Here is a 12,512-nt window from a genome sequence, read left to right as displayed (position 1 = left end):
GTGCCTGAATCGTCTCCGGTGACCGTCGCGATCGACGGTCCCGCCGGCAGCGGCAAGTCGAGCGTCTCGAAGCAGGCCGCGCGTGTTCTCGGCTACGGCTTCCTCGACACCGGCGCCGCCTACCGCGCGCTCGCGTGGCGCGTGCTCGAGCGCGGCGACGACACCGCCGACGCGCAGGCCGTCGTGCGCGCCCTCGACGACTTCGACTACGCGATCTCGCTCGACCCCGACGACCACTGGGTCCGCGTGGGCGACGTCTTCGTCACCGACGACATCCGCGAGCCGCGCGTCTCGGCGGCCGTCAGCGGCGTCGCCCGCGTGCCCGAGGTGCGCGAGCGCGTGAACGTGCTGTTCCGCGCGCTCGTGGCGGCATCCGGTTCGGCCGGGGTCATCGTCGAGGGACGCGACATCACCACCGTGGTCTTCCCCGATGCGCCCGTGCGCATCCTGCTGACCGCCAGCCCCGAGGTGCGCGCCGCGCGCCGCAGCGCCGAGCTCACGGGAGAGGATGCCGCGGCTGTCGCCGAGGCGCTCCACCGACGTGACGCGTCGGACTCGCAGGTCGTCGACTTCCTCACCGCCGCGCCCGGCGTCGTGGTGGTCGACTCGACCGATTTGGACTTCGATCGGACCGTGGACGCCGTCATCGACGTCGTGCGCACCGCGACAGGAGAGAACTGATGGCTACCACCGACGACGAGTACGAGGGCGGTCCCGACCAGCTCGAGGAGAAGCTCGCGAGCCTCGACGAGCACCTCGCCGACCAGCGGGCCGCTGCGCTGCGCGCGTCGCTCGCCGACTACGAGCTCGATGACGACGACACCGAGCTGCTCGCCGGGTTCACAGCTGGCGGCGAGGTCGTGGAGGTGCTGCCGGCGCTTCCGGTCGTCGCGATCGTGGGCCGCCCGAACGTCGGCAAGTCCGCGCTGGTGAACCGTATCCTGGGCCGTCGCGAAGCCGTCGTCGAGGACACCCCGGGTGTCACGCGCGACCGGGTGAGCTACAAGGCCGAGTGGATGGACCGCCGTTTCACCCTCGTCGACACCGGGGGGTGGGAGCCCGACGCCCGCGGCATCGACCGCTCGGTGGCCGCGCAGGCCGAGGTCGCGATCGACCTCGCGGATGTCGTGCTGTTCGTCGTCGACGCGATGGTCGGGGCCACCGCCACCGACGAGGCCGTGGTGCGTCTGCTGCGCAAGACCGACAAGCCCGTCTTCCTCATCGCCAACAAGATCGACGACGCGCGCCAGGAGCCCGAGGCAGCCGCGCTGTGGAACCTGGGCCTGGGTGAGCCGCATCCGGTCTCGGCCATCCACGGGCGCGGCGTCGCGGATCTTCTGGACGAGATCATGAAGGTGCTTCCCGAGGTCTCGGCCGTCGCGAAGAACGAGCTGGGCGGCCCGCGTCGCGTCGCGATCCTGGGGCGCCCGAACGTCGGCAAGTCGTCGCTGCTGAACAAGGCGGCCGGTGAAGAGCGCGTGGTCGTGAACGACCTCGCGGGTACGACCCGCGACCCGGTCGACGAGGTCGTCGAGCTCGGCGGCAAGCTGTGGCGACTCGTCGACACGGCCGGCATCCGTCGCCGGGTGCATCTGCAGCAGGGCGCGGACTTCTACGCGTCGCTGCGCACCTCGGCGGCTCTCGAGAAGGCCGAGGTCGCCGTCGTCGTGCTCGACGTGACCGAGTCGATCAGCGTGCAGGACCTCAACATCATCGACCTCGTGCTCGAGTCCGGCCGCGCGCTCGTGCTCGCGTTCAACAAGTGGGACCGCCTCAACGACGCCGACATGGACAACGCCGATCGTCGCCGCTACCTCGAGCGCGAGATCGAGCAGGACCTCGCGCACGTCACGTGGGCGCCGCGGGTGAACCTCTCGGCCCGCACCGGTCGTCACCTCGACAAGCTGGTGCCGGCCCTCGAGACCGCGTTGCAGTCGTGGGATCAGCGCATCCCGACCGGCAAGTTCAACGCGTTCCTCGCCGAGCTCGTCGCGGAGCACCCGCACCCGCTGCGCGGCGGCAAGCAACCCCGCATCCTGTTCGGCACCCAGGCATCGACGCGTCCGCCGACATTCGTGCTGTTCACGACCGGTTTCCTCGACCCGGGCTACCGCCGGTTCATCCAGCGACGGCTGCGCGAGATCTTCGGGTTCGAGGGCACGCCGATCGTGACGAACATGCGGGTGCGCGAGAAGCGCCAGCGCTGACCGTCTGACTGCCGTTCACCTGGCAGTTCATGCCCCTGGGCGCGAGTTTCGGGGGCGCGAACCGCCAGGTGAGGCGCTTGGCGGTGCTGCGGGGAGCGGGCTCAGCGCTTGGCGGGGGACGCACGGCGGACCATCGCGGTCTCGTCGGGCGTCTCGAAACCGAACTCGGCGTAGAGGGTGTGCGCGTCGCGCGTGAAGAGCGTCCAGCGGAAGTCGTGGCCCGGGCCTTCGTCGATCATGCGCCGGAGGATCCGGTGCGCGACGCCGGCGCCCTGGTGCTCGGCGACGACGAATACGTCGGCGAGGTAGGCGAAGCTCGCGCCGTCCGAAACGGCACGGGCGAAGCCGATCTGTTCGCCGGTGTCGGCGCGGTAGGCCCCGACGAGACGCCAGGCCGTATCGAGCTGTGCCTCGATCACGGCGCGTTCGCGCCAGCGGCCCCAATAGGCCTCGGACGAGAGCCAGCGCCAGACGACGTCGCGCTGGATGCGGGCGGGGGAATCATCGATCTCGTACTCCACGTCCCCATTGTGCGTCGCAGCGGCGAGGAGACCCCGCTGGTAACACGATGCCAATCACGAGCCCGCGGACCCCGGCTGTGTCAGGCTGTGAGGATGACCGACGATCCCGCCGACGCCCCGCGCCCGCCCCACGGCCCGCGCGATCCCGGCGACGCCTGGGTCGTCGCGCCGTCGGGGGAGCGGTACTGGGGGCGCTTCGGTGCCGCGGGTCTGCTGGCCGTCGACCCGGAGCGCGGCGTGCTGCTGCAGCACCGGGTGTCGTGGAGCCACTTCGGCGACACCTGGGGTCTTCCCGGCGGTGCGCGTCACGCGGGGGAGTCCGCGCGCGAGGGAGCGCTGCGCGAGTCGGCCGAAGAGGCCGGCGTTCCCGCGGATGCCGTCGCGCCGCGGTTCCTGTCGGTGCTCGATGTCGGCGTGTGGACCTACGGCACCCTCGTGGCCGACGTCACGAGGCCCTTCCACCCGGTCATCAGCGATCCCGAGAGCCGCGAGCTCGCGTGGGTTCCTCTCGACGAGGTCGAGTCGTTCCCGCTGCATCCCGGGTTCGCGGCATCCTGGCCGCGGCTGCGCAGCCTGCTCTCGGTGCGTCCGACCGTCATCGTGGACGTCGCGAACGTGGTCGGTTCGGTCCCCGACGGCTGGTGGCGCGACCGCGCCGGAGCCGCCGATCGGCTGCTCGCCCGGGTGGCCGCGCTGGCCGAGCGGGGGACGGATGCCGCGGGCCTGGAGCTTCCCGAGGACATCTGGTTCCCGCGCGTGGTGGCGGTCGTCGAAGGGCAGGCCCGCGACGTCGCCGCCCCCGCCGGGGTCGAGCTCACTCGCGCCCCGGCCTCCGGCGACGATGCGATCGTCCAGGCGACCACCGCCGCCCTGGCCGCGGGGGAGCGGGTCAGCGTCGTGACGTCGGACCGCGAGCTGCGCGCTCGCGTCGAGGCGGTGGGGGCCCGGGCGGTCTCGACGTCGTGGCTCCGCGACCGCCTGTGACCGGCCCCGCCGCTCGGCGCTGGGGTGCGGCCGCGCTGGCTGTCGCGGTCGTCGCGGCGGGACTCGTCGTCCACGGCATCCTGCCCGACACCGCGGCGACCGACATCGCCGGTGACGCGCTGTATGCCGTGTTGATCTACGTCCTCGTCGTCGCTGTCGCACCCCGTGCCGCAACCGTCGTCGTCGCGGCGGTCGCCGGCGTCTGGTGCATCGCGGTCGAGCTGCTGCAGCTGAGCGATCTGCCCGCGCGGGCGGCCGCCGTCTTCCCGCCGGCGGTCCTGGTGCTCGGGACGGTCTTCGACGCGCGCGACCTGCTCGTGTACGTCGTGACGATCGTCATCGCCGGGGTGCTGGATGCTGTGTGGCGCCGCCGGCGAGCACCGTCGTCGCCCCCGCGATGATCAGATCGAGCGCCGCGGTGAAGCCGTCGTCGTCGCCGTCGTCGCCGTCGGCGATGCGCTCGGGTGAGGCGGCGACGCCGCCGGAGGCCGCGCCCCACGCGTCGGCGCTGCGGCGCTGCTGCTGGTGGAAGGTGAAGCCGACGACGAAATGCGTGATGGCGTCGCCGATCGTGTCGGCGAGAGCGGCCGGCTCACCGCGCTCGAGCGCGACGGCGCGGAGCCGTGCGTGCGCGGGCGGCTCGACGAGCCCGAGCGCGAGCGAGCTGGAGACGACCTCGGCGCCGTCGCGGTAGGCGAGCAGGCTGTCGTGCAGACGCACGGCGACGTCTCGCGCGGCGACGTCGAGGGTCGCGCCGTCGGCGTGATCTGCGCTCACCGGACCGAGGATGCGTGCGCTCACGGCCGCGAGCAGCTGCTGCTTGTTCTCGACGTGCCAGTACAGCGCGCTCGGCTGCACGCCGAGATGATCGGCGAGACGCCGCATCGACAGGTCGGGCAGCCCGACGCGGTCGAGCAGGTCGAGAGCGGCGTCGACGACGTCGTCCCGCGAGCGTCGCGTCGCTCGGCCCCCTCGGTTTGAGTCGTCGGCGATCATGGGGCTACTCTACCTGAACACCGTTCACGTGAACGGTGTTCAGGAGGAATCATGACCCCGTCGATCCCTGCGTCGCGTGCCGCGCTCGATGCGACCGACCTCGCCCGTGCCGCCGTGTTCGCGGCACTGATCGCCGTGCTCGGGCTGCCCGGGTCGTTCCCGCTGTTCGGGGGTGTGCCGATCACGGCGCAGACCCTCGGCGTGATGCTCGCGGGTGCCGTGCTCGGGCCTGTCGTCGGGGCGGCCTCGGTCGGCACGTTCCTCGCTCTCGTCGCCGTCGGACTGCCGCTCCTCGCGGGCGGCCGCGGCGGGATCGCGGTCTTCGCCGGTCCGACGGCGGGCTACCTCGTCGGCTGGCTCGTCGGCGCCGCGGTGGTCGGGCTCATCGTCCACGCCGGCGGCCGGCGTCCCGTGTGGTGGCGCACCGCGGCCGGGCTCCTCGTGGGCGGTGTGCTGGTCGTGTACGCGTGCGGCATCCCGGTCCAGAGCCTCGTGTTGCGTCTGCCGGTCGAGCAGGCCGCGCTGGCGAATCTCGCCTTCGTGCCGGGCGACATCGTCAAGGTCGTCGTCGCGACGCTCGTGGTCGGGGCCCTCGTGCGCGGCTACCCCCGCGCCTTCCGGCGCACGTGGGCGCCGCGTGGCAGTGCCCGGGTCGAGACCGATGCGCCGAGCGTGAGCTCCGCCTCGGCATGACGGGTAGCATCCGGCTCGAGGCCGCGTCCGTACGACTCGGCGATGTGCAGGTGCTGGAGCCCCTCACGCTCGACCTCGACGCTCGCACGATCGCGGTGGTCGGCGACAACGGATCGGGCAAGTCGACGTTCGCGCGGCTCCTCGGCGGCCTCGTGCGACCGACGTCGGGAGAGGTTCGGGTGCTCGGCTGCGACCCGGTGCGGGATGCTGTCGAGCTGCGGCGCCGTGTCGCGATCGTCTTCAGCAACCCGGACGCGCAGATCGTCATGCCCACGGTCGCCGAGGACGTCGCCTTCTCGCTTCGCGGCGATCGCGCCTCCCGCGCCGACCGTGCGGCGCGGGTCGACCGGGCGCTCGCACGGTTCGGCCTCACCGGCCTTCGCGACCACCCCGCGCACGAGCTGTCGGGCGGGCAGAAGCAGCTGCTCGCGCTGTGCGGAGCGTTCGTGCGCGAGCCCGAGCTCGTCGTCGCGGATGAGCCGACCGCGTTCCTCGACGGGCGGAACGCCGCCCTCATCGCGGGGCATCTCTTCGACGACGCCGGCCACCGGCTGCTGCTCGTGACCCACGACCTCGACCTCGCGCGACGGTGCGAGATCGGCGTGCACGTCGCAGCGGGACGTGCCGTCGCCGTGGGAGACGCGGCCTCGGTCGTCGACGCGTACGCGAGGACGTGGCGATGACGTCGACCGGCCCGGCCGCGACGCGATGCTGACGCTCTACCGGCCGAGCGCGCGCGGCTGGCAGCGGCTCCCGACGGGGCCGAAGACCGTGCTCATCCTCGGCCTGGTGATGACGGTGTCGTTGCTTCCCGCAGCGCCGGCGACCGCGATGGCTGCCGCGGGCCTGTGCCTGGCCTGCTACGCCGTTCCCGGAACAGGCTGGCGCGAGCTGGTCCGACAGATCTGGGCGTTGCGCTGGCTCGCGATCGTCGCGCTCGCCGGTCAGCTCATCTTCCTCGGGATCGAGCCGGCCGTCATCGGGACCGTGCGCATCCTGGCCGCGATCCTGCTCGCCGCGCTGCTGGCGCTGACGACCCCCGTCGTCGCGCTGCTCGACCTCTTCGAGCGTGCCCTCGGTCCTACTCGGGCGATCGGCGCCGACCCCGAGCGCATCTCCCTCCTCCTCGTCGTCGCGCTCGGATCCGTTCCGCACCTCGCCCGGATCGCCCGCGACGTGAGCGAGGCGCACCGTGCCCGGGGCGCGAGAGGCGGCATCCGCTCCTCCGCGCTGGCGTTCATCGTGCTCGCGCTGAAGCACGCCGACGAGCTCGGCGACGCCCTCACCGCGCGGGGCGTGCGCTGAGGCCCGCCGTGATGACGCTGCCACGCCTCATCTCACCTCGATCCGTTCGAACCTCTCCCGCGGTAGGCGGTCGAGCCGCAGCGGCGGCGATTCCGGTTCGGGGCAGCGACTGCCCGTCGCGCGGAACCGCTGGATCGCCCACCGCCGCACACCGCGGTCGGCCAGCAGCTCGCCGAGATCACCGAGTCGGGTGTCGTCGATGAGGTCGGGGTGCACCGTCGTGCGGACCTCGACGCCGAGCGGATGCCGCGAGGCGGCGCGCTCGCGCTGGGCGGCGAGCACGAGGTCGAGCGAGCGCAGCGCAGCGCGTCCGCTCGGACCCCGGCCCGTCACCCGGGCATAGTCGTCGGCTCCCGCTTTCACATCGAGGCCGATCCACGACAGCGCCGGCAGCACGGCATCGAGCATGTGCGGGTAGGCGCCGCCCGTGTGCAGCCCGACGTCGAACCCGAGCCCGCGGGTCCGTGCGACCGCGTCGGGGAGGGCCCGTTGCATCGTCGGCTCACCGCCCGAGAAGACCACCCCGTCGAGCAGACCGCGGCGCTCGCCGAGGAAGGCGGCGACCGCCTCCCACGGCGTGCTGCCGCGCCCGCGCGGATCGATCAGATCGGGATTGTGGCAGTAGCGGCAGTCCCACGGGCATCCCTGGAGGAACACGGTCGCCACCAGGCGGCCGGGCCAATCGACCGTCGAGAACCGCGAGAGCCCTGCGATGCGCAGCTCGGCTGCGCTGCGGCCCGCAACGACGGGCACGTCACCCGACCAGCGCGGCGCGGTCGTACGAGAACGAAACCCGCTCGGCCGCCTCGCCGCGCTTGCCGATGTTGAACGACGAGACCGGGCGGAAGTAGCCCATCACCCGCGTCCACACCTCGCATTCGGCCAGGCACTGCGGACATGACGCGTGGTCGCCGGACAGGTACCCGTGCTGCGGGCAGATCGAGAACGTCGGCGTGATCGTGATGTACGGGATGCGGAACCGCTCGAGCGAACGGCGCACGAGAGCCTTGCACGCCTCGGCCGTCGGGGCGGCCTCGCCCATGTACAGGTGCAGCACGGTGCCGCCGGTGTACTTCTGCTGCAGACCCTCCTGCAGCTCCATCGCGAGGAACGGATCGTCGGTGAAGGCCACCGGCAGCTGCGACGAGTTCGTGTAGTACGGGTTGTCCGCCGTGCCGGCGTGACGGATGCCCGCGAAACGCGCGATGTCGGCGCGGGCGAAGCGGTAGGTCGCCGACTCGGCCGGGGTTGCCTCGAGATTGTAGAGGTGCCCCGTCTGCTCCTGGAACTCCACCATGCGCGCGCGCACGTGGTCGAGCAGGTCTGCGGCGAACCGCATCCCCTCCTCGGTGGTGATGTCGTGCCCGTCGTCGGTGAAGTTGCGCACCGCCTCGTTGAGACCGTTGACCCCGATCGTGGAGAAGTGGTTCGCGAGGGTGCCGAGGTACCGCCTGCTGTAGGGGTAGAGGCCGGCGTCGAGGTGGCGCCCGATGACGGCGCGCTTGGCCTCGAGGCTGTCACGGGCGATCTCGAGCAGTCGGTCGAGCTGCGCGTACAGGCCGGCCCGGTCGCCGGCGTGCACGAACCCGAGCCGGGCGCAGTTGACGGTGACGACGCCGATGGAACCGGTCTGCTCGGCCGAGCCGAACAGACCGTTGCCGCGCTTGAGGAGCTCTGTGAGGTCGAGCTGCAGGCGGCAGCACATCGACCGGATCATTCCGGGGTCGAGGTCGGAGTTCACGAAGTTCTGGAAGTAGGGCAGGCCGTACTTCGCCGTCATCCCGAACAGCGCGTCGACCTCCGGCGCATCCCAGTCGAAGTCCTTCGTGATGTTGTACGTCGGGATGGGAAAGGTGAACGCGCGGCCGTCGGCGTCGCCCTCCGTCATGACCGACAGGAAGGCGCGGTTGATCATCGCCATCTCGGGCGCGAGATCGCCGTACGTGAAGTCGGCGAGGCGACCGGCCACGAGCGGGCGCTCGTCGGCGAGGTCGTCGGGGCAGGTCCAGTCGAAGGTGAGGTTGGTGAACGGGGTCTGGGTACCCCACCGCGACGGCACGTTGAGGTTGAACACGAGCTCTTGGACGCCCTGGCGCACGGCTGGTTCGTCGAGCCCGTCGAGCCGCACGAAGGGCGCGAGGTAGGTGTCGAACGAGCTGAACGCCTGGGCACCCGCCCACTCGTTCTGGAGGGTGCCCAGGAAGTTGACGATCTGACCGAGGGCGCTCGAGAAGTGCTTCGGCGGAGCCGACGAGATCGCGCCGGGCACGCCGTTGAACCCCTGCTCGAGGAGCTGTCGCAGCGACCACCCGGCGCAGTAGCCGGCGAAGACATCGAGATCGTGGATGTGGATGTCGCCGTCGCGGTGCGCGGCGCCCGCCTCGGGCGCATAGACCTCGTCGAGCCAGTAGTTGGCGATGAGCTTGCCGGAGGCGTTGAGGATGAGCCCGCCCAGGCTGTAGCCCTGATTCGCGTTCGCGTTGACGCGCCAGTCGTGCTTCTGCAGATACTCGTCGACGGTCGTCCGGACGACGATGGAGCGCGTGGTCATGTGAGTCCCTTCACGAGATTCCCCAGATATGGGGGTCGGACCTCGATTCAGCCACTACATGATGTGCCGCGGGCGCGTGGCGCGCCGGAACAAATACGCGTCAGGGCCCGCGTCAACGGCGGAGGATGTCGCGAACATCGGACTCATCGTGCGCGTCGGTCCGACGTTTGCGACATCCTCCGAAGCTGGCGACTCGCCGCGGGGTGCGCGTCGTCAGCGGGCGAAGCGGAGCGTCACGATCTCGAACGGGCGCAGGGCGAGGGGGACGGCGTCGTCGACGAGGGCGGATGCCGTGGCCTCGCGCTCGAGCAGATCGGTCTGAACCACCGCGAGCGCAGCGAAACCGGGCCGTACGGCCGTGTCGACACGACGGCCGAGTGCCTCGTACAGCCGTACGACGACGTCGCCCGAACCGTCCTCGGCGAGCTTGACCGCCTCGACGACGACCCCCGGATCCGCCGCCGTCACGATCGGCTCGATCACAGATGCGGTTCCCGTCACCACCCGCTCGGGCAGATTCAGCCGATAGCCCTCGACGACGGCATCCTCGACGTCCGCACCCACGACCATGCCGACCCGCAGCGCATACCTGCCCTGATCCTGCGTGGGATCGGGGAACAGTGCCGAGCGGATGAGCGACAGGCGGACGATCGAGATCGTGCCGCCGCCGGCCGAGCGCTCGGCCCGTGTGATGTCGTGTCCGTACGTGGAGTCGTTCACCACCGCGACACCGAAGCCGGGCTCACCCACGCGCACCCACCGCTGCGCGACGGTCTCGAAGCGGGCGGCATCCCACGACGTGTTCGTGTGGGTCTTCCGCTCGATGTGACCGAACTGCACCTCCGACGTCGCACTGTCGGTGTGCACGTCGACGGGGAACGCGAGCTTGAGCAGCTTCTGCGACTCGTGCCAGTCGAGCTCGAACCCGAGCGACACGGTCCGCGACCCGGCCTCGAGCCCGATGCGCTCGGCCACCCGCGACGAGCCGAACGACCGGGTGACGACGAGCTCGTCGCCGTCGACCTCGAGAGCGTCGAGGTCGACGAGGTCGGTCACGGTGTTCCGGTAGTGCACGTCGACGTCCCAGGCATCCCACTGGGTCGGGGTGTCTCGGTGCAGCTGCAGCAGGGCGGATGCCGCGCCCGGCGGCACGCTGTCGCGGCCGCTCGCCACATCCACCGCCGAGACGATCAGGCCACGATCGTCGACCACCACGCGCACGATGCCGTTGTCGAGCACCCAGCCCTCGGGCGAGCGCTCGGGGCGCACGCGAGATGCCGGTGCCGCAGGTGCGGCACCCAGGGCCGCGACCGCGCCGCGGGCATGCGGCGCCGCGTTGACCCGGAGCTCGTGCGCGGCCTCTCCCGGCTCGGGCGCGCCCGCCAGAGCCGTCAACGCGTCGCCGATGATCTCCTCGAGCTCGCGAGCGACGGCGGCGTAGTTGCGCTCGGCGTCCTGGTACACCCACGCGATCGACGAGCCCGGCAGGATGTCGTGGAACTGCTGCAGCAGAACCGTCTCCCATACGCGGGCGAGCCTGTCGGCGGGATACGGCGCGCCGGTGCGCACGGTCGCGGTCGTCGCCCACAGCTCGGCCTCGCGCAGCAGATGCTCGCTGCGGCGGTTGCCCTGCTTCGTGGCGAGCTGGCTCGTGTAGGTGCCGCGGTGGAACTCCAGGTACAGCTCGCCCACCCAGACCTCCGGCTCGGGGTACTCGGCCTCGGCGGTCTCGAAGAACCGCCGGGGCGTCGAGTGAACGACGCGGGGTGAGCCCTCGAGCGAGGTGGTGCGGGAGATCGCCGCCGTCATCTCGCGGGTGGGTCCGCCGCCGCCGTCGCCGAAGCCGTACGGGAGCAGCGAGACGGTGCCGCGTCCCTTGTCGGCGTAGTTGCGTTCGGCGTGTGCCAGCTCGGCCGCCGAGACGACCGAGTTGTACGAGTCGACTGGCGGGAAGTGGGTGAACAGCCGCGTGCCGTCGATGCCCTCCCACCGGAACGTGTGGTGCGGCATCCGGTTCGTCTCGTTCCACGAGGTCTTCTGCGTGAGGAACCAGCGCGCGCCCGCCGCTTTCGCGATCTGCGGGAGGGCGCCGCTGTAGCCGAACGAGTCGGGAAGCCACACCTCGGGGGTGTCGATGCCGAACTCGCGCTGGAAGAACCCCTTGCCGGCGATGAACTGCCGGGCCAGAGCCTCGGCGCCGGGCAGGTTCGTGTCGGATTCGACCCACATGCTGCCCACCGGCACGAACCGGCCCTCCGCGACGCGCGCGCGGATGCGCTCGAACAGGTCGGGGTAGAACTCCTTCACCCACGCGTACTGCTGCGCCGACGACGCGGCGAAGGCGAAGTCGGGGTCCTCGTCCATGAGCGAGAGGACGTTCGAGAACGTGCGCGCGACCTTTCGCACCGTCTCACGCACCGGCCACAGCCACGCCGAGTCGATGTGGGCGTGCCCCACGGCGTGCAGCGTATGCGCGCTCGCCGAGGCCGGAGCCGCGAGAACGGGAGCGAGCACGGCACGGCCCGCAGCCGCGGTGCTCGCGACGTCGTGCGGATCGACGACGTCGATCATCCGCTCCAAGGCGAGAAGGATGTCGGCACGGCGGGCCGACGCCGGGTCGAGCTGCGCCGCGAGTCCCCGAAGCGCCGAGGTGTCGGCCAGCAGAGCCGTGACCTCGAGGTCGCGCAGTCGCACGTCGACCGTTCGCAGCACGTAGACGGGGTCCTCTCCGGCCGTCGCCCGGTCGCCGACCGGCGTGGGCGCGAAGGTGAAGATGCTCCCGACGTCGGGGTTGGAGGCGCCCTCCACGAAGACGTCGATCGCTCCGCCCGGCGAGACCGCCTCGGCCGCCGCGTTGTTGAACGGCGCGATACCGCGCAGCGGCCGGCCGTCGACCGACCACACCATCGCCTCGCACTGGAAGCCCGCCTGTCCGGTCGTGAAGCCGAGGTCGACGACGAGCTCGGCCCGCGTCCCCGGGATCGGCCGGCCGTCGTCGAACCAGTCGGCCGGCGCGTCGCCCGTGACGCGGAACCAGGTCGTCCCCCACGGGCGTCCCCACGGCTGGCCGACGTCGATCGGGCGGTACTCGCCCGCGCGTGCCTCCTCGAAGGCCACCGGTTCGCCCGGCGCGTCCCAGGCGGTGACCGAGAGCGGATGCGAGGCGCGGTGGATCGCCGGAGCGAGACGCTCGCGCATGAAGCGGTCGATGCGCAGCAGCGCGAGGGCGGAGCGGTCGTGCATGAGGGGCCTTTC

At 71.6% G+C, this 12,512-nt stretch carries 12 protein-coding genes; 7 read left to right on the top strand and 5 right to left on the bottom strand.

Going from position 1 to position 12,512, the window contains the following annotated elements; translation table 11 throughout:
* Both cmk and der read left to right on the top strand, forming a co-directional pair.
* The gene (gene cmk / locus CBF90_RS11045; protein ID WP_237049148.1) at window positions 1-681 is read left to right on the top strand and encodes a (d)CMP kinase; all 681 of its coding nucleotides are present in this window, start codon (window positions 1-3) and stop codon (window positions 679-681) included.
* On the top strand, window positions 681-2,207 hold the full coding sequence (gene der, locus CBF90_RS11040; RefSeq protein WP_088380606.1) for a ribosome biogenesis GTPase Der: 1,527 nt from the start codon (window positions 681-683) through the stop codon (window positions 2,205-2,207). Before cmk ends, der begins: the two co-directional genes overlap by 1 nt.
* A 101-nt stretch (window positions 2,208-2,308) precedes the next feature.
* Here the strand turns inward: der and CBF90_RS11035 are convergent, their stop codons facing one another.
* On the bottom strand, window positions 2,309-2,728 hold the full coding sequence (locus CBF90_RS11035) for a GNAT family N-acetyltransferase (RefSeq protein ID WP_023955768.1): 420 nt from the start codon (window positions 2,726-2,728) through the stop codon (window positions 2,309-2,311).
* A 93-nt stretch (window positions 2,729-2,821) separates the two neighbouring features.
* Between CBF90_RS11035 and CBF90_RS11030 the strand changes: the two genes are divergently transcribed.
* Together CBF90_RS11030 and CBF90_RS11025 are read left to right on the top strand one after the other, a co-directional pair.
* Complete coding sequence (locus CBF90_RS11030) at window positions 2,822-3,712, top strand: NUDIX domain-containing protein (RefSeq protein WP_088380605.1); 891 nt, start codon at window positions 2,822-2,824, stop codon at window positions 3,710-3,712.
* Window positions 3,709-4,113 (top strand): DUF2809 domain-containing protein, encoded by a 405-nt coding sequence (locus CBF90_RS11025; RefSeq protein ID WP_064955555.1) that lies wholly within the window; start codon window positions 3,709-3,711, stop codon window positions 4,111-4,113. The genes CBF90_RS11030 and CBF90_RS11025 overlap by 4 nt, the downstream gene beginning before the upstream one ends.
* Here CBF90_RS11025 and CBF90_RS11020 read toward each other — a convergent pair.
* Window positions 4,049-4,708, bottom strand: a complete 660-nt coding sequence (locus CBF90_RS11020) for a TetR family transcriptional regulator (protein ID WP_088380604.1) — start codon at window positions 4,706-4,708, stop codon at window positions 4,049-4,051. The genes CBF90_RS11025 and CBF90_RS11020 overlap by 65 nt on opposite strands.
* 51 nt (window positions 4,709-4,759) lie before the next feature.
* On the opposite strand from CBF90_RS11020, the gene CBF90_RS11015 reads away from it, so the two are divergent.
* From CBF90_RS11015 to CBF90_RS11005, 3 genes are read left to right on the top strand one after another with little or no spacing between them, the layout of a single operon-like run.
* Window positions 4,760-5,401 (top strand): biotin transporter BioY, encoded by a 642-nt coding sequence (locus tag CBF90_RS11015; protein WP_088380603.1) that lies wholly within the window; start codon window positions 4,760-4,762, stop codon window positions 5,399-5,401.
* Window positions 5,398-6,084, top strand: coding sequence for an energy-coupling factor ABC transporter ATP-binding protein (locus CBF90_RS11010; protein ID WP_088380602.1), 687 nt, complete (start codon window positions 5,398-5,400; stop codon window positions 6,082-6,084). Before CBF90_RS11015 ends, CBF90_RS11010 begins: the two co-directional genes overlap by 4 nt.
* Window positions 6,085-6,109: 25 nt before the next feature.
* Window positions 6,110-6,706 (top strand): CbiQ family ECF transporter T component, encoded by a 597-nt coding sequence (locus CBF90_RS11005; protein WP_071919155.1) that lies wholly within the window; start codon window positions 6,110-6,112, stop codon window positions 6,704-6,706.
* A gap of 27 nt (window positions 6,707-6,733) precedes the next feature.
* Here the strand turns inward: CBF90_RS11005 and CBF90_RS11000 are convergent, their stop codons facing one another.
* From CBF90_RS11000 to CBF90_RS10990, 3 genes are all read right to left on the bottom strand, one after another.
* Window positions 6,734-7,459, bottom strand: coding sequence for an anaerobic ribonucleoside-triphosphate reductase activating protein (locus CBF90_RS11000; protein ID WP_088380601.1), 726 nt, complete (start codon window positions 7,457-7,459; stop codon window positions 6,734-6,736).
* 1 nt (window position 7,460) lies between these two features.
* A complete protein-coding gene (locus CBF90_RS10995; protein WP_088380600.1) occupies window positions 7,461-9,257 on the bottom strand; it encodes a ribonucleoside triphosphate reductase in 1,797 nt (598 codons plus the stop codon).
* A 213-nt stretch (window positions 9,258-9,470) separates the two neighbouring features.
* Window positions 9,471-12,500, bottom strand: a complete 3,030-nt coding sequence (locus CBF90_RS10990; protein WP_088380599.1) for a glycoside hydrolase family 38 C-terminal domain-containing protein — start codon at window positions 12,498-12,500, stop codon at window positions 9,471-9,473.
* Between the last annotated feature and the right edge of the window lie 12 nt (window positions 12,501-12,512).

This window comes from Microbacterium sp. AISO3 (assembly GCF_002204305.1).
Lineage (GTDB): Bacteria > Actinomycetota > Actinomycetes > Actinomycetales > Microbacteriaceae > Microbacterium > Microbacterium arborescens.
Note: the sequence above shows the minus strand (reverse complement) of the source record. Positions and strands in the feature narration are given on the sequence as shown.

Bases quoted from the DNA above. Each gene is read 5' to 3' on its own strand.
- der (WP_088380606.1), top strand. From the start codon at position 681: ATGGCTACCACCGACGACGAGTACGAGGGCGGTCCCGACCAGCTCGAG.
- CBF90_RS11030 (WP_088380605.1), top strand. From the start codon at position 2,822: ATGACCGACGATCCCGCCGACGCCCCGCGCCCGCCCCACGGCCCGCGC.
- CBF90_RS11020 (WP_088380604.1), bottom strand. From the start codon at position 4,708: ATGATCGCCGACGACTCAAACCGAGGGGGCCGAGCGACGCGACGCTCG.
- CBF90_RS11015 (WP_088380603.1), top strand. From the start codon at position 4,760: ATGACCCCGTCGATCCCTGCGTCGCGTGCCGCGCTCGATGCGACCGAC.
- CBF90_RS11010 (WP_088380602.1), top strand. From the start codon at position 5,398: ATGACGGGTAGCATCCGGCTCGAGGCCGCGTCCGTACGACTCGGCGAT.
- CBF90_RS11005 (WP_071919155.1), top strand. From the start codon at position 6,110: ATGCTGACGCTCTACCGGCCGAGCGCGCGCGGCTGGCAGCGGCTCCCG.
- CBF90_RS10995 (WP_088380600.1), bottom strand. From the start codon at position 9,257: ATGACCACGCGCTCCATCGTCGTCCGGACGACCGTCGACGAGTATCTG.
- CBF90_RS10990 (WP_088380599.1), bottom strand. From the start codon at position 12,500: ATGCACGACCGCTCCGCCCTCGCGCTGCTGCGCATCGACCGCTTCATG.